Genomic DNA, 26,105 nt, shown 5'->3' with positions numbered 1-26,105 from the left:
TTCCGCTACGTCACTTGTTGTTCACGTGGTCCTTAAGCATTGAGTGCGTCGCTGAGACGGAGCGTTTCTTCAACCAATGTGTCCACGCGGCGACCGATTTCTTCGTCGGCCAACGAATCGCCTTCGAACGATTCTCCTGTCGCATAAACAAACCGCGGCACGATCACGCAGCGGAAGTCCAACATCAGACTGTTGGCCAACCCCATCGCAGACATGTAGCTGCCTTGGCCCCCCGCTGCCAACAACAACGACACCGTCTTCCCCGTCCAAGCTTTCCCGGTCAGCTCCACCGCGTTTTTGATCGCGGCATTCACGTCGTAGTTGTAAACCGGCGATGCAATGTAGATCGCTTCTGCCGCACGAACCAACTCGCCGAGTGCGATCACTTCTTCGTTGCCATAGGCCGTCGCGCCATCACAAGGTGGCAACGTTCGTTGAGATAAATCAAAAACTTCGACTTCCCGTTCCTGCGAGCGCAGTCGCTCGGCAACCGCACGAGCCAGAATGCGACTGCGACTGGTCGGGTGAAGACTGGAACTGATGACGAGGTGCATGCCTTGGCTCATACAAAAGTAATTCGGCTTGGGTGAGGCGAAGCTCGACGAAGGGGGAACTCCGCCGGCGGAGCCTACGTGAAGAAGAAACGTGTGACGTGATAGAAGATCGGTGCAGCAAAGCAGATGTTGTCGATCTGGTCGAGGATGCCAGCGTGTCCTTGGACCAACGTGCCTGTATCGGTCACACCACGATCACGTTTGATCGCACTCATTGTCAGCGTGCCCATGCTGGCCATCGCGGTCACAACCACGCCCATCAACAACGCTTCCCACCAAAAGAATGGTGTGGCCCACCGAAGCAAAGCCGCGATCACACCGGTCGACATCATCGCCCCGAGCACGCCTTCCCAGGTTCGAGATGCATTGATATCCGGAGCGATCACGTGGCGCCCGGCCAACTTGCTCCAGACGCGTTCCAAAGTCAGCGACAACTGAGCGATCAAGACAAAGAACATCAGCAGATTGACGTTGCTGCCCGTCCAAGGTTCGCCGCCGGTCCGAACCAATTGAAGATCCAACAACGCCGGTGCGTGTGACAGAGAGTAAACGCAGACTAGCAACCCAGCCTGGATCTTCGCACAACGCTCCAGAAACCGCTTCGCATCGCCCGCGATGGCCGCACGAGCCGGAATGAACAGGCTCGCGTAGACCGGAATCATGATGCTGTAAAACGGATAATACTCATCGCCCAAACCGATCAGGATGTACTGCAACGGCGTGAAGATGAAAAAGATCCAAAACAACGTCCGGTGATCACCCCGCCGGGTCGGAGTCATCGAGATAAACTCCCGCAGCGCCCAGAACGACACCATCGAAAACAATACCACCAACCCGATCCAGTGAATCAAGGATCCGATCACAAAGATCGCCACCATCGTCCACCACACGCGCAGCTTGGCGCGAAATCGCTTGACGACCGCGGCGTCGACCGCGATCGAATCGTTGCGACCGAGCAAGAACGCGACCAAAGTCGCGATGCCCAGTGCCGCGAGGATGACCGCGATCAAGATGAAAGTGGTGGTATCAGTATCAGGCAAGGTGTTCTTCGATTGGAGGGGAACCTGCTGTCGACTTCGTTTCAGGGAAGCATCCAGAATACAGCAGAAAGCCGAGCGTCATGCCTAGCTGGCAAGTTTAGCGACCACGGCGGCGCCCATTTCTTCGGTCGAGACGCTCTTAGATTGATCGCCACGAGCCAAGTCAGGTGTTCGCAAACCATCGGTGATCACGCCGGCGACGGCCTTTTCGATCGCCTCGGCTTCGTCGGTCAGTCCCAACGAGTGACGCAGCATCATCGCTGCTGCCAAGATGGTCGCCAACGGATTGGCGACGCTTTTGCCGGCGATGTCCGGAGCCGATCCGTGAATGGGCTCGTACAGTCCAGGACCACCATCGCCCAAGGAGGCACTTGGCAACATGCCGAGCGAACCGGGCAACATGGACGCCTCGTCGGTCAAGATGTCGCCGAACATGTTGCCGGTGACAACCACATCGAACTCCGATGGTCGGTTGATCAAGTGCATCGCCATCGAATCCACCAACACGACGTCGTATTGGACATCGGGGAACTCGTTGGCCATGACTTCCGCAGCCACTCGACGCCACAACCGACTTGGCTCCAAAACGTTCGCTTTGTCGACGCTGGTCAATCGGTTCGAACGACCGCGAGCCGCTTGGGCAGCCATGCGGACAATTCGTTTGACTTCGCCAACCGAGTAGGTCATCGACTGGAATGCGGTCTCCTCTTCGCCGCTGCCGGATGTGCCTGATTCACCAAAGTAAATCCCGCCAGTCAATTCGCGGAAAAACAAGATGTCGGTGCCTTTGACGATGTCGGCTCGCAACGGTGATGCGTCGGCCAATTCGTCGAACAGTTTGATCGGTCGCAGATTGGCAAACAGCCCCAACTCCTTGCGAATTTTCAGCAGACCAGCCTCGGGGCGCGTCTTGGCCGAAGGATCGTCCCATTTCGGCCCACCAACGGCTCCCAAAAGAATCGCGGCAGCGTTGCGGCAGGCATCAATGGTTGGCTGAGGAAGAGGATCACCGGTTTCGTCGATCGCGATCCCACCGATTTGGTGTGAACTGAAATCAAAGGTGTGCCCGAAACGCTCCGCGACCTTCACGAGGACCAAACGGGCTTGTTCGACGATTTCAGGTCCGATCCCGTCACCGGGCAACAAAACGATGGAGGAATTCATAGGTCTAACGGGGACTAAGTGAGCGTGGGGAGGGCGGGTGAAAGACACATTTTTGAGACACAGAACTTAGCGGACTTCGGCTGTTTCCCCCAGGGTCCTGCGTACTCAATCGTCATAACTGGCACGACCGTCCAAGTCCCCTGCAATGCGGATGATCCCGCACAACTGGTCGTCACACGGGCGTCATCTTTAGCCCAAAGTTAAAGAGCGTTGCCTCCCGCGACCGCCAGTTTCGCGACAAATCGATCACGCCAATCGCCAGCCGACGCTCTGTCATCTCGAACAGAATCCTTCGGCTCGGCAATCACGCCCGACACCTCAGCACGCCCCGCTATGCAATCGACCACCAATTCGAATTTCCCAAGCGTCGCAAACGCCTCCGTGACGCCCGTCGTCACGCCCGCCGGTGATGCGTCCACCGACGTCACCGAAGGATTGTCATTTTCGCCCGCCAGCCATCCGTCGGCTCTGAATGTCCCTCGCGAGATTCGGGTACTGCACGTCGTCAACGGAGAACATTTCTCCGGCGCGGAACGTGTGCAATCTCACCTCGGCCGGTGCCTGCCAGACCTCCATGTCACCGCCGACTTTGCTTGTGTCAAACCGGGGCGATTCGCCGACATGCTGGAAGAGCACCAATCCGGCATGGCGGGAGAAAACTGGGGACAGTGTCATCGTGTTCCAATGCGCCACCGCCTGGACTGGACCGCCGTCAAACGACTCGCACGAGTCATGGCGGAAGGCGAATACGAACTGCTGCACGCTCATACTCCGCGAACCGCGATGCTCGCCTCGGCCGTTTCGAAATGGTCCGGTCGGCCTTGGGTCTACCACGTCCACAGCCCGGCTGGCCGTGATTGCGAACGAGCTTGGTCGAACCGAATCAATGCCTGGATCGAACGGCGTTCGCTGGCAAATTGCTCTCACCTGATCACCGTTTCGAACAGTCTTCGGGAAGACACGATCCAACAAGGTTTTCCCGCAGAAAAAGTCACCGTGGTTCACAATGGTGTTCCCGCGATTCGCCCAGCTCGCAAAAGCAAACCCACCATCGGTGGCCGCTGGACAATTGGCATGGTCGCTCTGATGCGAGCTCGCAAAGGGTTGGAAGTGGTTCTGGATGCACTGGCGATCCTCAACAATGTCGGCACCGAGGTCACGCTTCGCTGCATCGGTCCTTTCGAAACCGAAGCCTATCGTCAACAAATCGACGCTCAAATCAGCGACCTCGGAATCGGACACCTGATCGATTGGGTTGGATTCACCCAGGACGTGCCCGGCGAACTCGCTCGTTTGGATGCGATGGTTTTGCCAAGTCTTTACGGCGAAGGGCTGCCCATGGTGGTTCTAGAATCAATGGCTGCAGGCACACCAGTCATCGCAACTTCGGTTGAAGGCACGCCGGAAGCGATCCGGCACGGCATCGAAGGTGTCCTCGCTGAGCCTCGCGATGCAGAATCTTTGGCTGAGCAAATCCAAGCCATGGTTTCGGGACAATATGATTGGCAATCGATGTCTGACTTCGCCGTCACGCGTCACCACCAATGTTTTAGCGATCACACGATGGCTCATGGCGTTGCCAAAGTCTACCGTCGCATTTTGGACCCAATGGGTCATTCAACCGTCGGTTGATCCGCTGCAAATTTCTGCCCCGCAACACCCCGCCAGCTTGGTACGATGAATCAAGCGGCGAGAATACCGCGTTTCTGATCCCAGCTTTCTGAATCAGCGGAAAAAACGATGCGAAGCTTCAAAGGATGGGCCCCCGTTTTTGAACCAAACGGGCTCGCAATCACCCGCCTCGTGCTGATCGGATTGCTGCTGGCATGGATCCCGACCACTCTGCACGCTCAACCTCCCTTTCGCAGCGACGATCGCTCTTTCCCTGACCGCCGCCATTCAGGAATGGATCATCGACGCGGCGGTCCATCCGGCGAGTTCGATTTGGTGGAACCCTCCGGTGTGGTGACGGGCCGCATCTCCTTGCGTCGCGGAAATTTGATCTACCGCCACGGTGATGGTCGTCAAGTTGTCTACTCTCGCGATCGACGCTTTGACACTCCGGACGGACAGTTCCAGGGTTACTACAACACGCTGCTTGCGAGAGTGCTGAAGTTTCCACGAAGTGGCTTTGGCAACTTCCTCTACATGGACCTCGACAACTTCAATCCGTTCCCTCAAGCATCCTATCGATTGGTGCGTCCCGTTGGCGTGGGACCGATCGGTGGCCCCGTGTTTGGCCCTTTGGCGGGCGGATACGTCGAATACGGTGCTCCGATCTACGGCGGATTCGGTCTGCCTTGGCTCACTCCCGCACCCGCGTTTGGATGGGGCATCAACGACATTCCAATTGGCCCGGTGGCGATCAGTCCGATCCCACTGAACCCCGGTCCGGTTCCAATCGACACTAGCCGAGTTGCATTGCCTGATTTGCCGCCCGCGAAAATTCGATTCACCAACAGCAGCCAAAGGGATGTCAACGTCACGCTGACCGATTCACGGCAGGCGGGTCTGTCGAAGACGTTCCGATTGGCGCCGGGTGAATTCGAAGACATGAAACTACGTCGCGACGCCGGTCATGAATGGGTCGAAACCTTCGAATTGTTATCGCCCGGCGGCCAGTGGATTACACGTGAAGTTCGACATCAGATCCCACCGCAGTCTCGCTACGAAATAGTGGTTCACGAATGGAGAGTTCAATCCGTCGCGATCGACCGCACCGCGAGAGGCAACAACCGTATCGAAGACATCAACATGCAAGGCAAAGGCATCGGTCGCTTCCTTCTGCCACCCGGCCCTGAACTCGTCGACCAAACGATTGATGTGTTTCAATCGGCTCGGGCGATGCAAAACCAAGGCACCGTGACACCGATCATTCCCGACGAACAACTTCAAGAACAATTCCGTCCCAGCGACCGCGTCTCACCATTCGAACGCGCCATCCTGGAACAGCAACGCGCGATGCAGCGAGCCAGAGAGGGGCAACGCTGAGTTCACCCGGTCGCTTCACTATTTCGCCTCAACCCGATACGTCCCCTCGGTTCGGACGTAGACGATGGTCTCTTCATCCGTCGCGATCGCATGCGTTGCCTCGCCTTCGGAACCGAAGTAACTCCCCGGCACGAGTGCGGCGATCTTATCTTTGCCTTCCAGATGAAGATGCAGTTGGCCGCGAATGACGACCGCTCGGAAGGTGGACGCCGCGGTCATGAATTTACCGGTAAACCCGGCGGGTAATTTGACCAGTGTCCCACTGACCTGATCGGCTGCGGGTTGGCCCCAAAGAAACGCAATCTCCGGCTCAATGCCACCCGAGGACTCGGTCGCTTCGATCCAACTGGTGTCCGATTCATTCAACCAAACAAGGTTGGAAGCATCAATGTTCACCGGACGTTCTCCGGTATCGAACGCTTCGCTCGGTGGCTGCACAAGGTACGGACCTTCCTGAATTTCCACGTACGCGACACTGTCTCCACGAACCGCGGTGACGTGAACTTCACCTGACGGCTGAGTCCAATAGGATCCCACGGGCATCCACATGGGCTCCGCGTCTGGATCGTCATTGTGCAAACCTCCCGCGATCACGACTCCTCGATAGGTGATGTTGTGAATGTGAGGCGGCGACGAAAACCCATCGACGAACTTGACCAAGAAACCCGATTCCCCGTCTTCGGTTTGGTCCCCCTAAAGCGTTCCCGCTTTGGGTGCGGCGTCTCCGCGATTGGGATTGAGAGATTGCCACTGAACGTCCGACGCCATGACCACATGCGTGTTCTCGCTAGACGGATCTTCCGCAAGCAGGTCTCGTGTGGCCCCACCGACTGACACTGTCGTGGCGAGGAACAGTAAACCAGCTAAGCTTCGTTCAGAAAGTCCGAGTGTCATATTCTCTTTTCCAGTTGCTTGGCGGGTTGCTACGATCCATCCAAATCACGTCGCAACCAGCCTCTGATTGGGTCATCAAAGCCGCCAGCATAAACGAAGGAGTCCTCTGTTTCCGATCGAAAGTTGCCGAGTCGGTAGAGCGTCCGGTTTTCCCCAAAACAACAGTCACCAGATGCTCCCCAGCCTCAGAGATCGCGAGCACGAGGCTTGAATTTTGGATACTCGACGAGCAAAATGCTGACGACCTCCAAACTTCTCTGACTCTTCTCTTATCCACTTATCCGTCACGTCAGAATCGTGACGAAGCCACCGAGATCTTCGGTGTGAAAGGGCAAACCGAATGCGACTTGAATGGATTGGATGCTTCTTCGTTGCCTACTGCGCAATCACTGGATGCGCGGAACCGCAGCCCGAACCCTCTCCTCAAAACATCGTGGAGAATGAAAGCGAACTCGCGATCCAGAATTACATGGACGCCCAAGACGAAAATTCGCGACGGATGGCGGAACAGTATCTAGAACGAGAAAGCTACGAGAACCCAGGCGACAACCAACCGCTGATCGATAGACCGGCGGAAGTCGAACGGATGGTTACCCCTTCCGATTTCGCGCCCAGTCCATTGTCCGAACAAGCTCTCACGGCCGATCCAAACGTGCTCTGAGTCAGAGATCAATTGGCGACCGCACAAACTGTCTCGCCGGTGCTCAAGCACGAGACAGAAACTGACCGGTTCGCGAATCGATCTTCAAAACCTCGTCTTCCTTGATGTACTCGGGGACTTGAACGACCAAGCCCGTTTCCATCGTTGCTGGTTTGGTGCGTGACGTGGCTGAGTTGCCCTTCACGCCCGGATCGCATTGAGCGATCTTCAGCTCGACCGTCGCCGGCACTTCGATCCCGACGCAAGCGTCGTTGTAAATCAGCGCCCGCATGCCTTCCAAGCCTTCGGTGATGTAAGGCAACTGTTCTTCCGCGTCTTCCAACGGAATCTCGTATTGCTGGTAGTCCTCTTTGTCCATCACGTGCAAGTGCTCCGTGTCGGTGTACATCATTTGCACATCGCGACGGGAGAAATCGGCTTCTTGCAGGACGTCGGTTCCCTTCAGTGTGATGTCGACTTTGTTTCGAGTGACAACGTGCCGAGCCCGAAATTTGTAGAGCGTTGCCGCACCGCGAGCTGACGGCGATTGCACCGAAATCCCAACGATCATCACTGGATTGCCGTCATGAACCACAACGGTGCCGGTTTTCACTTCTTTTGCGAGCATGATTGGTAACAAAATTGGAGAGGAGGATTTTTGAGAAACGTACTGCTCGCTCAAACGAAAGAAAAGCCCGGATGGGCAGGAAGAAAGACAGAACAACGCGGCCCGTCGAATCCCTTCAAACCTCACAATCGTCAGCCCCCAACGATAGGAGTCGCACCTGGGATTGCTTTCCTTCCCCGTGAAAGGCGTACCGCAACATAGCACGACCTAGATTTGCTCGAAGCAGAGCGTGTCTTTCTTTCGGCAGAAGAGCCGTTTTTGCGTTCGCCACGGTTCCTCGTTGCAACCGGGACGAGCGTCTCGCGATCCAGCCGACATCCCCAATTCTTCCCGCCGACTTGCTTCGCAACGAATCGGTTGGTCACGCATTGAGATCAACACGTCACCGTGAGATCTCGAAACCACCTTCGTCATGACCGATCCCAACGCATTCTTTTCCGAACCGACCAATCGCTTCGGAATCCCAGCGGTCGCCCCGATTCAACGTCCGAGCAATTGCCAAGAGCAATTGCGTGATCCGACCACTCCGGTTTCCTTTGAGGAAGCCACTGGCCATTCCGACTGCCCGGCTCCGTCCCCCGCTCGCGATCTCTCTTCCGCAAAAAACTTCGCGGCGCAGGGACCGTCCCAAGGGAACGCCCGGCGTTACGAAAGCCTGACCGAAGTGGGACGCGGCGGTTGGGGGATCGTGGAAAAAGCAGTCGACCGGCATCTGGAACGCGAAGTCGCGATCAAACGCTTCAGCGACTGCGACCAAGTGACAGAGCAGGAACGACAACGGTTCTTGCATGAAGCGAAAGTCACCAGCCAACTGCAGCACCCAGGGATCGTGCCTGTCCACGAAATGGGAGACGAACACGACACGTTCTATGTCATGAAATTGCTCGATGGAATCACTCTCAGTGAATTCATCCAACAACACCATCAAAGCCCTCGTGTTCGTCAGGCGAAGACGCCATTCCAATTTGGCGAATCACTCGAACCGTTGCTGCAGCGTTTCGTCGACATTTGCAACGCAGTCGCCTATGCACACCAACAAGGGATCGTTCATCGCGATTTAAAACCTTGCAACGTGATGATCAGTGGTTTTGGCGAAACCGTGGTGCTCGATTGGGGCTTGGCTCACTCGGCTCAGCAACCCGAGGCACCATCGCCTTTGGAACCCAACGGGACGGTGTTGGGCACGCCAGCCTACATGTCACCGGAGCAAGCCCGCGGAGAAACCAACCGGATCAATTCTTCTTCGGATTTGTATTCGTTGGGTGTGGTTCTCTACACCATCATCGCCGGCCACCATCCTTATCATAGCCAACCCGTCGCACGCATACTCCAACAAGTTCGCAAACCATCCTGCCCTGACCTACGAACGTCCCAGCCTCTGGTCCCCAAACCACTGCTTTCGATTGTCCGAAAAGCGATCGCATCCTCGCAGCATGATCGATATGCCAGCGTCGAGGACTTGGGCAACGACGTGCGTCGCTTCATCGCTGGCAGTTCCGTTTCGGTCCATCGCGAAAACATGATCGAGAAAGGCATGCGTTGGTGCCGGCATCACCAAGGCATTGCCGCCGCGACCGCCCTGACAATCAGTGGATTGCTGATCGCCGCGATCTTCTTCGGACTCGTCATCCATCAATCCCATCGCGCAGAACGCCTGGCCCGCATCGAAGCCCAACGTGCACATCGCGAAGCCATCGTGAATCTGGGAGAAGCTCTCGACGCCACCGATTCCTGGCTGGACGAACTCAGTGGCTCCCTTCAGTTCTACCCCGGCATGAGTGCAATCCGCTCGGATCTTCTCGAGCGAGCTCTCCGGCAATACGACCGGATCGCAAAACAAAACCCCGAGATCACGTCGTCAATCCTCTCCTCCAACGAGTTGGAGGAATTTGATCTTCTCAAGTCTCGGAAGCAAACGGCTCAACTGGCGTTGCTGCAACGCGTCAAAACTCAACTGCGTTTGGCAGACCTTCATCGAATCATCGGCCAAACCGAACAAGCACGGCAGGTGTACGCATTCGCGGAATCCCTGCTGCGAACTCACGATCTCGACCACCAATCGTCCGCCGACCTGGTCTCCACTCGCAATTCCCAAAACGCTTTCGAAGTCCCGTTCGAACTGGAACGAATCCATTGCCTGACAGGGCAGTTGCTCCTGCAAGATTCCTCCACACGCCCTTCCATCGAACGCGTTTTGTCCGCTCGCCAATGGCTGACCCAACACCTGGGAACATTTGCCGGTCCATCCGAAGAACAACAGAATGCCGAATTGGATCCGATCACAGTGAAAGTGGCAGCGACTTACGCTCAACTGGAACTTACCATTCAAACCCAATCAGATCCGACCATTCTTCGCCGCCTCGGGAACACCACTTCCTTCCAACATGCAATCGACGTCGCTCGGCGTCTCGCCAACCTTCGGGGCAATGTGGGAGATCGTCGCTTAGCGGAGAACATTCAGACGCATTTTTGCTGTCAATGGATGCAAGCCGAGGCGTATGCCAAAGCAGAATCCGGATGGTCGCAGTTGATCGCTGATCTTCACCGGTGGATTGATTCATCGCCCGACCGCATCGACCTCCTGCAATCGTACGCCCATGCGTTACACCAGCGAGGCAACTGCCAAGCGAAACAAAACAAGCAGACCGAAGCGATCGCCGATCTCCAATCGTCACTCCAGGTGCTCAAACAAGCTCAACGAATGACAGAGATGACGCCTGACCAAACACAACGGTTGCAACAGACCCAACAAGACTTTGACGAACTTCGACAGGCAACCACCACGACCACAACGATTGGCACGATCAACAACACCGTCTCAGTGGACACTGATTTCGACGAGTCGGAATGAATTCCCTGCACGCTGTCCTCCTGATGACCACAGCGTATCCCATGGTTGCCTGGCAAACCCGATCTCTCGCTCTTGCCGCGTTGCCGATCCATGAGCCTCGAAATGGAACCAAACCAATGACAACCGTCACATCCCAACCCACTGCCGCACAAATCGATGTTTCCGAAGCGACACTCCGGCAACAACCTACGGTTCCCCCCTGCAACTCCAGCAACGAGTGCTGCTTGGTACAAATTTACCCGCCGGATGTTGTTGAGGGCATGCAGCTTTTGGAACAGGAGGAGTTCCAGATCGGCCGTTCACCCGATTCCGATCTGCCGCTTTTTGACGGCAGCGTTTCTCGCCAGCACGCCAAACTGATTCGCGGGCAGGACGGCTACTTGATCCGCGACCTCGGCAGCACCAACGGAACAATGGTCAATGAAACCACCATCCAGTCGGATCACATGCTGGAAAGTGGCGACACTGTTCGGATTGGCAGCTTTCTGTTTCGTTTCTTGTCCGCCGACAGCATCGAAACACAATATCACGAAACGGTCTACAACGCGTTGACCCGAGACGCGCTCACTGGCGCGTTGAACAAACGCTTCTTGATGGAAGCCATCGATCGAGAACTTTCACGATCGACGCGGGCCAAGCTCGAATTGGCCGTCATCATGCTAGACATTGATCACTTCAAATCCGTCAACGATACCCACGGCCACTTGGTAGGCGACGATGTCCTGCGAACCTTCGGGAAACGCATCCAAGCACTCTGCCGAACCGACGACTTGTTGGCTCGCTACGGCGGTGAAGAATTCTGCCTGTTGCTCGCCGCGACAGGACACCATGACGCGATGGAAATTGCGGAACGTTGCCGAGCGACGATCGCCGGCACGCCGTTTCAAACCTCCATTGGACCGCTTGAGATCACCGCCAGCTTCGGCGTTTCCGTCATGGATCCCGATCAACCTTCGACCGTCAGAGCGTTGCTCCAAGATGCCGACCAACACCTCTATGACGCAAAGAATGCTGGCCGAAATCAGGTTCGTGGGTGATCGCTTGCCGCCACGAGCCTTTGCAACGCCCACCATGGTGGCAAAAACGTCCCGGCGAGCACAGACATCCAAAATGCGACCTGCCAAGGAGGAGGATCGCTGACTGATTTGTTTGCATCCATCGGCTCACTTCCGCTACCAACTCCAGCAAGGAACAGAACCAACGCGATCGCGATCGCGACGAGGGTAAAGGATCCAATCAGCCGCGCGATCACATTCGCGAAATGAAAGCGGAACAACACCAGAATGCCCAACGTCGCAAGCCAACATGGCGACCAGACAATCGAGGCAAAGCTGTCCACTCCGCCCATAAAGTTCGCAACGAAGAAGTGAATCATCCCGGCGACGATCAGCCACCACCCAGCAAATAAATGAAATCGCGGGTCCGTTTCAGACGAAGCATCAGGCGAAACAGAGGTGGATGGCTCATAGGGGTTCATGGATGCAGCGAATGCGATGTCATGGAAACTTTGGGCCGATCCATTCGTTTGACACGCCTGCGTGAGTGAGCCGAATTCGCGACGGAGTCTCAAACGTTTGCTTTGCAACTTCATACTGCATCGAAACGTCGGAGTAAACAAAATACTGGACCGGCGCCATGGGTTGGGGTTACGCTGGGGGCCTCCTACCTCCCGCGAAGCAGATGTCCCACCTATGTCGCGAACCATCCTTGCCGTGCTGGCGATCGTTCTCGTTGGCTCCAATTTGCGAGCCGATGTGGATTACGATGCAGATATCAAACCTCTCTTCCAAGAGAAATGCGGCGCCTGTCACGGCGTCCTCAGGCAAGAAGGTGGGCTGCGACTGGACGCCGGGTCCTTGATCCGTGGCGATGAAAGCCCAAACGGCCTGCTGGACTTCGATCAGCCTCCCAGCAGCGAGCTGATTCGACGAGTCGCGACTTCGGATCCTGACGAACGAATGCCACCCGAAGGAGAAGGCACGCCGCTATCTGCTCAGCAGATCGAACTGCTGACTCAGTGGATCGAACTCGGCGCACCAAGCCCACCTAACGAAGAGATCATCGAGTCCCCATCGCAACACTGGGCCTACCAAACTCCAACTCGCCCCGAACTGGCGGATGACATTCCAGAACCGTGGTCGTCGAACCCGATCGACGCACTGATGTTCGATCAGTGGCGACAAAGCCAACTGACGCCGGTTCCGCCCGCCGATCCCAAGATTGCTTTGCGACGTCTTCACTTGGATGTGATCGGGTTGTCCCCATCTGGTGAGGCCCAATCCGAATTCGCGGCCGACACATCATCGGATGCCTGGAATCAAAGCGTCGACCGCTTACTCGACGATCCCGCTTACGGCGAAAAGTGGGGACGGCAATGGATGGATGTTTGGCGATACAGCGACTGGGATGGCTACAAAAATGAACTCCGCGGCAGCCAGCGACACATCTGGCATTGGCGTGACTGGATCATCAAATCGCTGAATGCGGACAAAGGCTACGACAGGATGATCCACGAGATGTTGGCGGGCGATGAGATCGCAGCCGAAGATCTCGACACGCTCCGAGCAACCGGATTCCTGGTTCGCAACTTTCACAAAAGCAATCGCGACATCTGGTTGGACGCAACCGTTGAACACACCGCGAAAGCTTTCCTTGGGATGACGATCGCGTGCGCACGTTGTCACGACCACAAATACGACCCGATTTCACAGCAAGAGTACTACGCGTTTCGGGCGATCTTCCAACCACACCAAGTCCGAACGGAACGACTACCCGGAGAACCCGATACCGGAAAGCTTGGTCTGCCGCGAGCCTACGATGCGGACCTGAACGCTCCGACTTACTTGTACGTGCAGGGCAATGAAAAGAATCCCGACAAAGACCATCCGATTGCCCCGTCGGTGCCTGAGATCGTCGAAGTCCCCTTCGCGATTCAGCCCGTTGAACTGTCGAATCTCGCCGCCAAACCTTTCCTGCGGGACTACATCGAAGCTGAAGAGATTTCCGCCGCAGAGAAGAAACTCAACTCCGCCCAAAAGTCACTTCGCGAGTCCCAAGCCAAGGACGATGCGATCGCTCGTCAACAGGTCACCGTCGCCGAAGCAAACCTGAAATCTGTTCGACAACGTTGGGCCGCCACCAAAGCCAAAATCGTTGGCTCGAACTCAAACAATGTCGAACCGGCTACCGATCAAACTGCCCCCGCTGACCTGGCCATCCAGGCCGCAAAGTCCGAGCGGTCACTGCGGTTTCAACAAGCACTACTCGATGTCTTGCAGCAACAAAAAGCGGTCGCATCAGCAAAAGAATCCAAGGAAACAGACGAAGCCACAAAGAAGTCTGCCATCGATGCGGCCAACAAGAAACTGGCTGAGGTAGAGAAAAAGTTGGTGGATGCGTCCGTTCAATTGGTCGCCAACAACGTGAAGTTCACTCCCGTCGGCAAGAGCTACCCATCAACCAGCAGCGGACGACGGACCGCACTGGCCGAATGGATCACCGACTCCGCCAATCCTCTGACCGCTCGTGTTGCCGTCAACCACATTTGGACGCGTTACTTCGGACAGCCCCTCGTCCCCAGCGTTGACGACTTTGGGCTGCGTTCACCTCCCCCGGTTCACCAAGACCTGTTGGATTGGCTGGCGATTGAGTTGATTGAAAACGGCTGGAGCATGAAGCACATTCATCGTTTGATCCTTCAATCGAAAACCTATCAACTCGCATCATCCGCGACGGTGGAGTCTCAAGACACTTTCGCGAAGAACTCTGAAATCGATCCAGACAACTTGTTCTTCTGGCGCGCCAATGTTCGTCGACTGGAAGCCGAATTGGTTCGCGATAATCTGCTCGCGATTGCCGGGACGCTGGACGCAACCATGGGCGGACCAGATATCGATTTCCACCAGGGCGAAACGATACCACGTCGCAGCGTTTACTTTCGCCACGCCTACGAAAAGCAAATGCCAATGCTGGTCGTTTTTGATGCGGCCAACCCAACCGACTGCTACCGGCGGTCAGAAAGCATCGTTCCACAGCAAGCACTCGCACTTGCAAACAGTCCGTTGGCGATCGATCAATCTCGCCAGACCGCATCTCGCCTCAGTGCCGAAGCCAGCGATGATCCGGCATTCGTCACAGAAGCCTATGCGGCAATCTTGGGACGCGAACCAACCGACAGTGAACGTTCCGCCTGCGAATCATTCCTGAACCACCAAGCGACCTTGTTGTCGGACCCCGAGAAGCTTTCCGCTTCACCAGGTGCAGCCAAAACCTCCGTTTCTCCAGCGACCGATGCCAAACTTCGCGCACGCGAAAATTTGGTTCACGTCTTGTTCAACCACAACGACTTTGTGACGGTGCGATGACCATGCAATTTGGAAACAACCGACCACATCTGTTTTCGGAACGAAACCGGCGGGGCTTCTTACAGGATCTCGGCCTCGGATTCGGAAGCATCGCTTTGTCCAGCCTGCTGCAAGGTGACTCGACCGCACGCGCAGACGCGATCGCGGAAAGCGAATTGAAGAAGATCGCTCCGAAAGCGAAGAGCGTGATCTGGCTGTTCATGATTGGCGGCGCAAGCCACATGGAAACCTTCGATCCTAAACCGCAACTGAACAAACTGGCCGGCAAAACAATCAAAGAGACACCGTACGCCAAAGTCCTTGAGTCACCTTACCTAGCCAACGAACGCGTGGTCGCGTTTGATCCCAACAACGGATTCATTCGAAACGAAATCTATCCCTTGCAAGTCGGGTTTGCCCCACGAGGCGAAAGCGGAATTGAGATCAGCGATTGGTTCCCGCATGTTGGCGAGTGTGCCGACGATCTCTGCGTGATCCGGTCAATGTGGACCGAAGACAGCAATCACGGCGCTCAATTGCAATTTCATACCGGTCGCCATCGCGTCGATGGTTTCTTTCCGACCGTCGGGTCGTGGGCGACTTATGGGCTGGGGTCACTCAACGACAACCTGCCTCAATTTGTTGTGATGGGAACTCCCGTCGCGGATTGCTGCGGCGGCCGTGAATGTCACCGTGCGAACTACTTGGGGCCTCAATACGATGGCATTCCACTGGACATTGATTCGGACATCCCGCTGCCCTATGCGGCACCACCCTCGGGTGTCTTCCAGGAAGAACAAGCAGGTGAGTTTGAACTGCTGAGACAACTGAATCAAATCTCATCGGAACAGTTCCCAAACGACGAAGCGTTGCGGGCTCGAGTCCGCTCGTATGAGCTAGCATTTCGAATGCAAACCGCGGTTCCTGACGTGGTGCGTCTGGAGGACGAAACTGCGCTGACTCAGCGAGAATACGGGCTGGACCAGCCCGAGACCAAGGTGTTCGGACGTCAAATGCTGACGGCCCGCCGATTGGTCGAACGCGGCGTTCGGTTCGTTCAGGTCTACCACGGCAGCAACGGCGGGGCAGGGCAGTGGGACAACCACAAAGGCCTGAAAGCCGGGCACACCAAACTTTGTAAACAGACCGACCAGCCCATCGGTGCTCTGCTCAAAGATCTGAAACAACGCGGACTGTTGGATGAAACGCTGGTCGTTTGGGCGACCGAGTTTGGACGGACCCCAGGAGCCCAATCATCCAACGGTCGCGACCATCACCCATACGGATTCAGCGTTTGGATGGCAGGCGGCGGTGTGAAAGGAGGCATGACACACGGTGCCACCGACGAAATCGGATTCCATGCGGTCGAGGATCGTCACTACGTGACTGACATCCACGCGACGATCCTGCATCAACTGGGACTGAACCCGCACGAGTTGGTCGTTCCCGGTCGCCAACGTTTGGAACGGGATTTCGGTCACGTCATTCACGACGTGATTGCGTAGCAAGGCTTTCTTCAGGTCCAGTCTCGCTTCGCCCGACTGCGCAAACGATTCGCCTCGTCGTCTTCGACAAACGTTTCCGTAGCAGGATCAATCGTGAGTGTTCGATTCAAAATCCAAGACAGAGCTGCGGCGTGACAGGCAACATGTGACCGACGCATGACCGTTGAATTGCAAGTTGTTTGTTCTCGACTCTTGATGCAATCAAAGAAGTTCCGCGCGTGAGCGGTAACGTCCAAACCTCGAACACGCTGGATGCTTGACAGTTCTTTTTGCAGGGCAGGTGAGGACGCAACAATTTCGCCTTCGTCGCCCGTTTCAATCGAGCCATCCTCCCCGATGAACCGAACCGGGCAAGTTCCCAACCGGGTCAACCAACGCGGGCTTCGATCGCCAAACGGTTCTTCCAAGAAATCCACTTTCAAGCGAACACCGTTGGCATAAGTGCACATGATCGCGGTCTGCGAAGGCTCGTACTTCACGGGCATCGTGTCGTCGGCACTTGCTGCCCATTGGCAAAGATCCAACGTGTGAGCTCCCCAATCCAGCAACCTTGCACCGCTGTCAAAGTCATATTGCCCACGCCAACGACCGTTGACGTACTCCTGGTTGAACGGACGCCACGGGGCGGGGCCCAACCACATGTTCCAATTGCATACCTCGTTCTTTGGAGTCGGCTGAGCGGGCAACCAAGTGTTGTCCAATGTCGGCAAATACGCGGTGGCCTGCAGTTCCTTGAGTGGACCGAGCTTTCCCGACTGAGCCACTTGAACGGCCTGGATGAAGTTCGGCACACTGCGTCGCTGCGTGCCGGCCTGAAAAATCCGCCCCGATCTCTGGAACGTCTCATCAAGCAATTGGCAATCACCGATCGTGATCCCACATGGCTTTTCGCTGTAAACGTCCTTGCCAGCCTCTGCCGCCAAGATCGACGCGGCGGCATGCCAACGATCACCGGTAGCGATCAACACCGCATCGATGTCATCTCGCGCGAGCAACTCACGAAAGTCCTGATAAAGCTCGCAGTCTTGATTGCCATAATGACCATCGACCAATTTCTTGCCCGCGTCACGCCGCGACTGCTGAACATCCGCGATGGCAACACACTGCACATCCTTGAGCTTCAAGATGGCTTTCAAGTCATACGTGCAACGAGGTCCAATCCCGATCACCCCCAGCGTGATGCGTTCCGATGGCGCAACCGAATCGCCAGCTCCCAATGCCTTGGAGGAAGCAAAATAGGGTGCCGCGAATGTCGCCGCACCGGCGGCCAACGTGGTGGACAAAAAGTTGCGTCGGTGGGTCATGACTTTGCGTGGGGAGAGCGTAGCCGGAAGGAATTATCCGGGCACCGAGTCGTGACACGGCACCCTGTTTCGCCCCATTCTAATGCCTCAACGCAGCTTGATGCACACGACTTCTTGGTTGTCGCGGATGTATCCCAACCCACCGGCAATCGAAAGCGATTGACGTGTTCTGCCAAACAATTTGGCTCTCCCCAACTCTTGGTATCCGTCGGGAGTGACCTTCACCAGCACCAACTCGCCATCCATCGTTGTGATCCACAGTTTTCCGTCGGCGTAGACGAGGTTGCCTTTGCCAAAACGAGTCTTCCGCCAAACGGTTTCGCCGGTTTCCGCATCAATGCACGTCAGGTGCGTCGTCGGACCGGCTGCACCGACATTGTCAAAACCGTACAGATAGCCATCGATCAAAACCGATGTCTGCCATTCGTTACGCATCACGCTTTTGGAATTAACGCTGGCCCAGTGTTCCTTGGCCTCAAACTTGCCACCGTTTTGTTCAACGTCGATGAACACACAACCATGATTTTCGCCGGCCGAAATGAACACGTCGCCGTCGACCGAAACCGGATTCGCGGTGTTGCACGCATAAGGGGTTGGAAAGTCGTACGTCCACAACACAGCCCCGTCGTTCGGGTCGATGCCCAACACCTTGTCACCGGTCATGCTGACGATCTGTTGTTTACCAGCCACCGTCATCAGCGTTGGTGATGAGTAACCGGCTGGTCCGCTTCCGGCCGACCACTGAAGCTGACCGTTGCTGGTTCCGAACGCCGCCACGGAGGTGCCGCTGCCGCCCACGTGCACAATGACCGATTGGCCGACAACCAGCGGAGAAGATGACATCCCGTATTCCGATTCGCTGGCGCGACACAGCTGCACTGCATCGGTCCGCCAAACCAACTCGCCCGTCTTCTGATCAACAGCGCACAAGACGCCGTCGCCCGTGAACGCATAGACAACTCCACCTGATACCGCCGCGGTCGCGCGAGGCCCATCGCCTTGACCGTTTTTGTACTCTGCTGCCAAACCGGTTTGCCAAGCACGTTCGCCGGTTTTGGCATCGAAAGCAACGAGCCACTGTTTGCCAGAGTCATTGAGCGTGGTGATCGCCAAACCGTCTGCAATCGTCACCGCCGACATTCCCACGCCACCCGGAACCCGCCAAACGACTTCGGGACCGCCTGCGGGAAACGCATCGAGCAACCCGGTCTCTTGGGAAGTGCCATTTCTATCTTCTCCCAAAAACTGCGGCCAATCGGCCTGGGCAGAACAACAGCCAATCAACATCACGATGAGGACATGAATACTTGGGTGCATCAGGGATCGCATGTTTGATCTCGGCCAGAACAATCGAGGGAAAGGTTAGCCCAACATGATAGCGCAAGCGGGCCCATCAAACACAACTCATCAGCGGTATACTTCCCGCTGCTTCCCCAACGTTCTTGCTTCGAAGGAATCCCGTGCCCCAACTTTGCATTCTTAATGGCACCGCCATCTTGCCCGACCGGTTGCTTTCCGATGCGGTTGTTGTCTGCCGAGACGATCGAATCACCTACGTCGGAACCGCACAATCTCGAATTCCGGCCTCGGCCGAGATCGTTGACGCGAAAGGCGGCTACATCACCCCAGGCTTTGTCGACATCCACATCCATGGTGGCGGTGGTGCTGACGTGATGGATGGCAGTGCAGACGCGGTCAAGACCGTGTGCCAATCCCATGCTCGCCACGGGACAACGACCATGTTCCCCACAACCAGCACCGGAACCGACGACCAAATTCACGCGATGCTGGCGGCATGCGGCGAAGTCCGTGACACTTGGAACATCGAATCCGGCAGCAAGATCGCCGGCGTGCATCTCTACGGCCCGTACTTCGCCGAAGGCAAAACGGGGTGTCACGACGAGTCCGTTTGCCGGGCTCCCGAGGCGGCCGAGTATCGTCGCTACTTTGAATCCGGCATCGTTGGAATCGCGACTTGCGCAGCAGAACTTCCCGGAGCAGCGGCGTTTTACCGACACGCGACCAAACGCGGTTGTCTGGTGACCTGCGGTCATTCCAATTCCAGTTGGAACGAGATGGAAACTGCCTTTCAAAATGGCATGCGACACGTCGATCACTTTTGGTGTGCGATGAGTAACGTGTCTTCGGTTCGCAAACGTCTCGGCGTACCAATGCAAGGCAGCATGCTGGAATACGTGTTGTCCAATCCTGAAATGAGCACCGAGGTCATCGCCGATGGGATGCACTTGGCACCGGAACTTCTGAGTTTTGCCTGGCGGATGAAACGCAGTGAGCGATTGTGTTTGGTCACCGACTGCAATCGGGCCCTCGACATGCCTCCTGGAAAATATCGATTTGGTCCTGAAGAGGACGGTTCCTGGTTCACCAGCGACGGCAAAGTCGGCTGGGCGTCACCGGGCTCTTTGGCCAGTTCCGTGATGGGGATGGACCACATGGTCCGCACGATGCACAAGCTCGGAAACGTCCCGCTGCAAGACGCCGTTCGCATGGCCACCCTGACTCCCGCCGAGCGAACCGGCATCGATCAACAAGTCGGCAGCCTCACCGCCGGCAAACAAGCCGACATCCTTGTGCTCAGCAAGACACTGAAGGTGAAGCAGGTCCACATCAGCGGGGAGCGTTGGGCACAAAGTCGTTGAGACCGAAGAAATTCGCACTGCCCCAAAATGCACGAAGACGATTTTCTCAGATGCTTTAACGGCGTGTTAAACGATAAGTGAATGCTCCCAACAAATCACCCGATTCCGCGGCATGACACTCCATGCACTCGTCGCTTGCCCGAATGGCACCAAACAAAAGCATTTGAGACGCAGTTTGCCTTTCAATCAGTTCTGCCCCCGCTTGCAATCGTCCAATCGCATCGACTTCGAACTCCGTGAGCGAACGAGTCGGAACTTGATGGCTCTGCAATTGATGCATCCGGGGAAGTTCGCTCTCGTCGTAGGCAACCGGTGGGTCGAACTGTTGCAAGCTTACCAACTGAACGAAATCAAGCTTCCATTCAGGCGTTTGAGCTGCCACCCATTGAGCGTCGGACAACTCTGACGGCTCAGGATGGTCGCCAGTTTTGCTGCGTGTCCCCAACGAACCCCACAAACCATAGTTGGCTTCCCCGTGCTGATCACTGGATGCAACCCCGGTGGCTATCTGACCTTCGATGAAACGAACGGCTCCATCGTCCAACAAGACATGGGTTCCACCGCGGGAGATACCAAAACCGTCGGCATTGCGAAAACCTTCTGTATTCAACTGATGCAAATCTTCCGGGGTGATCCCCAAAGGCGGTTTGAAAGCCTCTTCCACATCCACGCGAGATCTGGCTACCGCCAACGACGTGTTCGGCTTTCGCACGACACCTGAAACGGCCAGTTCATCAGTGACACTTCCGTTCCATGTCCCTCCGCTCAACGCTCCAATTGAGAGGATCGACAACACACCGAGTAGGACGAGAATCAACCGCATTGAAAAACCTTCTCCGATTGAGAAATGGTTTACTGAACTGGCAACAGGATGAATGCAGCCTCATCATAGCCTAGATCAAAACCCAACCACAAAACATTCTCATATCGCATTGTTACAAAGTGCTTGGCCCTCCAATGAGCACATTGGGTATAAAATCCCTAGAACCCAGTCACCCTGAATCCTCAATCGCAATTGAAAAACATGAATCGACCGCCACATCTCCCCCGTTGGGTCGCAGTCGCCGCCGCTTTGGTTTTCTGCTCAACCGTCCTTTCGAGCGTCCATGCTCAACGCCCAGGCGGACGCAGGGGTGCTCCCACTGTCGACGAACCTTTCGTTGGCATCACGACATCGGATGGCAAGCAGAAAGGATTGTTCACAATCGAGTCCACCGGCGTCTCCACCGAACCCGTCCGCGTTGCAGCCGATGCATTCCTCGCTGGACTGACCGATCAGCAACGCCAGCGAACGGTTTTCCCGGTTGACGACACGGAGTGGAGAAAGTGGGACAACCGACACAGCCCCAAACGCCAGGGCGTGGGTTTCGACGAAATGACCCAAGACCAACGAACGCTTGCCTTCGAAATGCTTCAGCAAAGTCTGAGTGCCAAGGGGCTGAAGAAAACCAAGGACATCATGAAGCTGAACGGGACGCTCGGTGAATTGGCGAAGAAGCCCCAAGAGTACAACGAATGGCTGTACTGGATCACTGTCATGGGGAAACCCTCCGAATCAGAACCCTGGGGATGGCAACTCGATGGCCATCACGTCGTCATCAACTACTTCGTTCTTGGGGACCAAGTCGTGATGAGCCCCGTCTTCATGGGCTCGGAACCTGTCGAGGCCAAACAAGGAAAATTCGCAGGAACGATCGTGATGCAGGACGAACAGGACAAAGGTCTGAAGTTGATCCAAATGCTGAACGACGAACAGCGTTCCGAAGCTGTGATCATGAATCGCAAAGATGGCAACAATAATCTGACAGAAGCCTACAAGGACAACGTCAAGTTGGACTACGCAGGACTGATCGGATCAAAACTGGATGACGCCCAAAAAGAAGCGTTGCTGCAATTGATCGCAGAGTACGTCGGCAACATGCGAGAAGGCCATGCAAAGGTTCGCATGTCGGAAGTCGAAAAGCACCTCGACGAAACCTACTTCGCTTGGATTGGCGGGACCACGGATCAAAGCGTGTATTACTACCGCGTCCACAGCCCAGTGATCTTGATCGAGTTCGACCACCAACGCCGAGTCGCTCCGTTCCGGACTTCAGAACCGACACGCGATCACATTCACACCGTCGTCCGTACGCCAAACGGCAACGACTACGGCAAAGACATCTTACGTCAGCACTACGAATCGCATTCGCACTGAACGCGAGAGTTGCTTGAGCGAGCCGGCAGGAATGATCCGACATCAGCATGTGATGCCGATTGGGTTTTAGCCTGGACTGCTGAATCATTGGGGTTGTGGCGGCCATGCGTTTGCGCAAGATTTCATCCCGGTAGGGATTTCAGATGGTAGCCGTCGGTAAGCGATAGCGCCACCGATGGACACGCCGCCCACGCCGCCACTCTCCATCCCGCCATGGCCTTTGGCCACGGCGGGATGGAGAGTTTTATGGGAGCTCGTTTTCCGGGGGTACGCTGCGACGCAGCAACCCCCGGCTACCATCTGAAATCCCTACCGGGATGAAGAAAGACAGAGGCCGGTAGAAAAATTGCATTCGCTATCAGAACGCCAATTGCAAACATCTCGCTGCCCAGCGTTAGCCGGACGGTGAAAAACCTGAGAGTCGACACCGTTCTGGACTGCGAACGTTCTGTTCCTCGACTTCGCCCCAACGGGCAACGCCTTTCGACAGTCCTGGGTTGCGGCAACAACGCTTCCCAAAACGGATCCAATGCCGAGAGACTCCTGCCGGCCGGCTTAGCTTTCCGCTCCGCTCTTTCGCACGTGGCGAGGGCGGATGATGTGGGTAGCCAAACCCAAGACTCCGAACAATCGGATCACGTAATAATTGGGATCGATCTCCCACCAGCGGTGCTGGACCGAAGCGCTGGCCGGATCCGCGTGATGGTTGTTGTGCCAACCTTCGCCGGCGGTCAGCAAGCTGACAAACCAGTTGTTGCGACTGTCGTCGGTCGTTTGATAGTTTCGGTATCCAAACACGTGGGTGATCGAATTGACCGACCAAGTGATGTGCCAAACCCAAACAGTTCGTGCAATCACTCCCCAAACGAAGACACTCGCTGCCATCTGATAGGCATCGGCGTTGTTGCCGTAAACAAGCCCCGAAATCCCGACGGCCAACAACGCATACACAAACGCGTGTGCGAGATAGAACATTCCCGCTGGGCTGGGTAGTTTTTCGATCCATCGGTAATAAGGGTCCGACAGAATGTCTCGGGCGTACTTTTCGTACATCGAAAAAGTCGCCATCCGCGTCCGACTCTCATGCACCAACCATCGCACGTGAGCCCACATGAAGCTGATGCGTGGCGAATGCGGATCCTCAGCATGGTCGGAATGACTATGGTGCATCCGATGCCAAGCCACCCAGTGTGCGGGCGTCTCCTGGGCGGTGCACATGGCCAACGTCACCAGGGTCCGCTCGAACCACTTGGGTGATCGAAAACTGCGGTGCGACAACATGCGGTGGTAACCGATTGGAATCGCCATTTGCCCAAAGACAATGACACCAACCACAAACGCAGCAACGCCAGCCCAAGAAAAGAAATAGGGAAGCAACACCAACAGCGTCAACAAGTGCAGCGACACAAAAAAGATCGTGTAGTCCCAACGGATCGAACGCTTGGTTGGATCGCTGTAGGAACTCGCCCCTGCATCAGGATAGCTTGACGTGGGCGTGTCAGGCTGGATTGGCGATAGGACATCAGCCTCTAAGTTGGCTTGGCTAGGCCGAACTGGGATCGTTGCCGCCTCGGTGGTCATCATGAAACCTGGGATGAGTTCGCGGCAAAGTGAATTCACTCGATCGGCACCCGCCGTCTCTCCGATCATGCCGCAGCATATCGTATCGAAGGTAGAAAGGAAGAACGATTCACGCAGTCCCCCGAACGCGTCTCTATAAACGAACGCTTCGCGAGGATGACACAAACTTTCCGGTCTAGGTTTGGTGAGATGTTTGCGATTCCATCCGCGACGATCGTGTCAGTATCCAACCACAAAACCGCCTCATTCCGTCAAGCCTGCGAGTCCAATTCCAGAATCAATCGGCTATGGTGTTCCAAGTCGATGCAGCGAAACCACGCATCTACTTTGACGACACAACTAGCCTGAGCCACCCTTTGTCCCTGTCTGACCACTGATGGAATCCAACCCCAGCGACTCAATCGCACCCTCCAACCCCGCTTCACAACCTTTTGATCTGATCGTCCCCTGTGCGTTCGGATTGGAAGCCATCGTCAAACGAGAATTGAAAGGGTTGGGCATCGAAGCCAGCATCAGCGATTCTGGACGGGTCTCTTTTCGAGGTTCGCACGAATCGATTTGCCGAGCCAATTTGTGGCTCCGTACCGCCGACCGGATCCTGATTCGTGTTGCGGAATTTCCCGCCGGCGATTTCGATGCGTTATTCGACACGACGCGTGATCTTCCTTGGGGAAACTTGCTGCCCGCGGATGCCGCTTTCCCAGTCACGGGCCGTTCGATCAAATCGACTCTGACCAGCGTTCCGGCATGTCAACGCAGTGTCAAGAAAGCCATCGTCGAAGCGATGATGCGAGATCACAGAACCAGCGAACTGCCTGAAACGGGTCCGCTCTACAAAGTCGATGTGGCAATCGTGAAAGACGTCGCGACGCTGACCATCGACACGACGGGGCGCAGCTTGCACCGACGTGGATACCGCACACATATCTCTGCCGCGCCACTGAAAGAAACTCTGGCCTCGGCGATGGTCATGCTGACTTATTGGAGAGCCGGTCGTCCGATGATCGACCCGTTCTGCGGCAGCGGCACGATCCCAATCGAAGCCGCCCGGATTGGTCGCAACATAGCACCGGGCCTCGAACGCGAATTTGCCTGCCAGGCGTGGCCTGATTTCTCGGCCGAACTTTGGTCGGACGCACGTTCCACCGCGGCCAACCAAAGTCTTCCACCGTTGGAGGAGAAGATTTTGGCCAGCGACATCGATGGTCGCGTCCTGACCGCCGCTCGAGACAACGCGATTCGTGCCGGAGTACAAGATGACATTCACTTCCAAGCCATGCCAGTTCACGAGATCAGCAGCAAGAAGAACTTTGGCTGTGTGATCGCCAACCCGCCTTATGGCCAGCGGATTGGTTCGGGCCAATCCTCACGTTTCGATGCCGAAGACCAAAACGGCGATGGCCCGGAGGATTGGGAACTTGACGAATTGTATGAATCGTTGCCCGCCATCTTCGAGCGGCTACCGACTTGGTCGCGTTACATCTTGACCGCCTACTCCAATTTGGAGCATGCGATGGGTCGTGCCGCAGACCGACGCAGGAAGCTTTATAATGGCCGCATCGAATGCACCTACTATCAATACCACGGTCCAAAACCTCCTCCGGCTGCCAGAGTCAACAAGTCATCGCCGCCAAAAGAAACTGAAGCAAGCGAAACCACCAAGCCAGAACCATCCGCGCCGGAACCATCCAAACCCAAGTCACCTTGGCCTCAGACACCACCCAAGTCCTGAACGCAACTGTTGCCATTGAAA

20 protein-coding genes and 1 pseudogene are annotated in these 26,105 nt (G+C 56.0%); 10 read left to right on the top strand and 11 right to left on the bottom strand.

Annotated features, from left to right (window positions below; genetic code table 11):
* Positions 1-32: 32 nt before the first annotated feature.
* The 3 genes from RB_RS26240 to leuB all read right to left on the bottom strand — a co-directional run bounded on the left by RB_RS26240 (position 33) and on the right by leuB (position 2,758).
* Positions 33-566: an NADPH-dependent FMN reductase gene (locus RB_RS26240; protein ID WP_007328411.1), complete on the bottom strand. Its 534-nt coding sequence runs from the start codon at positions 564-566 to the stop codon at positions 33-35.
* Between the two features lie 62 nt (positions 567-628).
* Positions 629-1,594: a phosphatidate cytidylyltransferase gene (locus RB_RS26235; protein ID WP_007328412.1), complete on the bottom strand. Its 966-nt coding sequence runs from the start codon at positions 1,592-1,594 to the stop codon at positions 629-631.
* 84 nt (positions 1,595-1,678) lie between these two features.
* Positions 1,679-2,758 carry a 3-isopropylmalate dehydrogenase gene (leuB, locus tag RB_RS26230; protein WP_007328413.1) on the bottom strand — a complete coding sequence of 360 codons (1,080 nt, stop codon included), beginning with the start codon at positions 2,756-2,758 and terminating at the stop codon, positions 1,679-1,681.
* Positions 2,759-3,091: 333 nt separating this feature from the next.
* Between leuB and RB_RS26225 the strand changes: the two genes are divergently transcribed.
* Together RB_RS26225 and RB_RS26220 are read left to right on the top strand one after the other, a co-directional pair.
* Positions 3,092-4,390 carry a glycosyltransferase family 4 protein gene (locus tag RB_RS26225; protein WP_164922545.1) on the top strand — a complete coding sequence of 433 codons (1,299 nt, stop codon included), beginning with the start codon at positions 3,092-3,094 and terminating at the stop codon, positions 4,388-4,390.
* A gap of 108 nt (positions 4,391-4,498) precedes the next feature.
* Complete coding sequence (locus tag RB_RS26220) at positions 4,499-5,749, top strand: hypothetical protein (RefSeq protein WP_011123814.1); 1,251 nt, start codon at positions 4,499-4,501, stop codon at positions 5,747-5,749.
* Between the two features lie 18 nt (positions 5,750-5,767).
* Here RB_RS26220 and RB_RS26215 read toward each other — a convergent pair.
* A pseudogene (locus RB_RS26215) lies at positions 5,768-6,430 on the bottom strand (DUF4437 domain-containing protein); the annotation flags it as partial.
* A 12-nt stretch (positions 6,431-6,442) separates the two neighbouring features.
* Positions 6,443-6,643 (bottom strand): hypothetical protein, encoded by a 201-nt coding sequence (locus RB_RS28285; protein ID WP_011123812.1) that lies wholly within the window; start codon positions 6,641-6,643, stop codon positions 6,443-6,445.
* 340 nt (positions 6,644-6,983) lie between these two features.
* On the opposite strand from RB_RS28285, the gene RB_RS26210 reads away from it, so the two are divergent.
* Positions 6,984-7,304: a hypothetical protein gene (locus RB_RS26210; protein WP_164922544.1), complete on the top strand. Its 321-nt coding sequence runs from the start codon at positions 6,984-6,986 to the stop codon at positions 7,302-7,304.
* A gap of 43 nt (positions 7,305-7,347) precedes the next feature.
* Here RB_RS26210 and RB_RS26205 read toward each other — a convergent pair whose 3' ends face one another.
* The gene (locus tag RB_RS26205; RefSeq protein ID WP_007340258.1) at positions 7,348-7,911 is read right to left on the bottom strand and encodes an elongation factor P; all 564 of its coding nucleotides are present in this window, start codon (positions 7,909-7,911) and stop codon (positions 7,348-7,350) included.
* A 412-nt stretch (positions 7,912-8,323) separates the two neighbouring features.
* Here RB_RS26205 and RB_RS26195 point away from each other — a divergent pair, with 412 nt between their 5' ends.
* Positions 8,324-10,762, top strand: a complete 2,439-nt coding sequence (locus RB_RS26195) for a serine/threonine-protein kinase (protein WP_011123807.1) — start codon at positions 8,324-8,326, stop codon at positions 10,760-10,762.
* Between the two features lie 41 nt (positions 10,763-10,803).
* Positions 10,804-11,799: a GGDEF domain-containing protein gene (locus RB_RS26190; protein ID WP_164923054.1), complete on the top strand. Its 996-nt coding sequence runs from the start codon at positions 10,804-10,806 to the stop codon at positions 11,797-11,799.
* Here RB_RS26190 and RB_RS26185 read toward each other — a convergent pair.
* The gene (locus RB_RS26185; RefSeq protein WP_164922543.1) at positions 11,784-12,353 is read right to left on the bottom strand and encodes a hypothetical protein; all 570 of its coding nucleotides are present in this window, start codon (positions 12,351-12,353) and stop codon (positions 11,784-11,786) included. The genes RB_RS26190 and RB_RS26185 overlap by 16 nt on opposite strands.
* A gap of 100 nt (positions 12,354-12,453) precedes the next feature.
* On the opposite strand from RB_RS26185, the gene RB_RS26180 reads away from it, so the two are divergent.
* Positions 12,454-15,126: a DUF1553 domain-containing protein gene (locus RB_RS26180; RefSeq protein ID WP_164922542.1), complete on the top strand. Its 2,673-nt coding sequence runs from the start codon at positions 12,454-12,456 to the stop codon at positions 15,124-15,126.
* A gap of 95 nt (positions 15,127-15,221) precedes the next feature.
* Positions 15,222-16,610 carry a DUF1501 domain-containing protein gene (locus RB_RS26175; protein WP_231845996.1) on the top strand — a complete coding sequence of 463 codons (1,389 nt, stop codon included), beginning with the start codon at positions 15,222-15,224 and terminating at the stop codon, positions 16,608-16,610.
* Positions 16,611-16,621: 11 nt separating this feature from the next.
* On the opposite strand, the gene RB_RS26170 is transcribed toward RB_RS26175, so the two are convergent.
* Together RB_RS26170 and RB_RS26165 are read right to left on the bottom strand one after the other, a co-directional pair.
* The gene (locus tag RB_RS26170) at positions 16,622-17,914 is read right to left on the bottom strand and encodes a Gfo/Idh/MocA family protein (RefSeq protein WP_011123802.1); all 1,293 of its coding nucleotides are present in this window, start codon (positions 17,912-17,914) and stop codon (positions 16,622-16,624) included.
* Between the two features lie 87 nt (positions 17,915-18,001).
* A complete protein-coding gene (locus RB_RS26165) occupies positions 18,002-19,243 on the bottom strand; it encodes an outer membrane protein assembly factor BamB family protein (RefSeq protein WP_231845995.1) in 1,242 nt (413 codons plus the stop codon).
* A gap of 131 nt (positions 19,244-19,374) precedes the next feature.
* Between RB_RS26165 and nagA the strand changes: the two genes are divergently transcribed.
* On the top strand, positions 19,375-20,574 hold the full coding sequence (gene nagA, locus RB_RS26160) for an N-acetylglucosamine-6-phosphate deacetylase (protein ID WP_164922541.1): 1,200 nt from the start codon (positions 19,375-19,377) through the stop codon (positions 20,572-20,574).
* 55 nt (positions 20,575-20,629) lie between these two features.
* Here the strand turns inward: nagA and RB_RS26155 are convergent, their stop codons facing one another.
* Positions 20,630-21,397 (bottom strand): hypothetical protein, encoded by a 768-nt coding sequence (locus RB_RS26155; protein WP_011123799.1) that lies wholly within the window; start codon positions 21,395-21,397, stop codon positions 20,630-20,632.
* Positions 21,398-21,589: 192 nt separating this feature from the next.
* On the opposite strand from RB_RS26155, the gene RB_RS26150 reads away from it, so the two are divergent.
* On the top strand, positions 21,590-22,771 hold the full coding sequence (locus tag RB_RS26150; protein ID WP_011123797.1) for a DUF3500 domain-containing protein: 1,182 nt from the start codon (positions 21,590-21,592) through the stop codon (positions 22,769-22,771).
* A gap of 555 nt (positions 22,772-23,326) precedes the next feature.
* Here the strand turns inward: RB_RS26150 and RB_RS26145 are convergent.
* Positions 23,327-24,517, bottom strand: coding sequence for an acyl-CoA desaturase (locus RB_RS26145; RefSeq protein ID WP_011123795.1), 1,191 nt, complete (start codon positions 24,515-24,517; stop codon positions 23,327-23,329).
* Between the two features lie 211 nt (positions 24,518-24,728).
* On the opposite strand from RB_RS26145, the gene RB_RS26140 reads away from it, so the two are divergent.
* Entirely contained in the window at positions 24,729-26,084 is a 1,356-nt protein-coding gene (locus RB_RS26140) for a THUMP domain-containing class I SAM-dependent RNA methyltransferase (RefSeq protein ID WP_011123793.1), read from the top strand.
* Positions 26,085-26,105: the final 21 nt, after the last annotated feature.

It is taken from the genome of Rhodopirellula baltica SH 1 (assembly GCF_000196115.1).
Classification (GTDB): Bacteria; Planctomycetota; Planctomycetia; order Pirellulales; family Pirellulaceae; genus Rhodopirellula; species Rhodopirellula baltica.
This window is presented reverse-complemented; position numbering and strand designations above follow the sequence as displayed.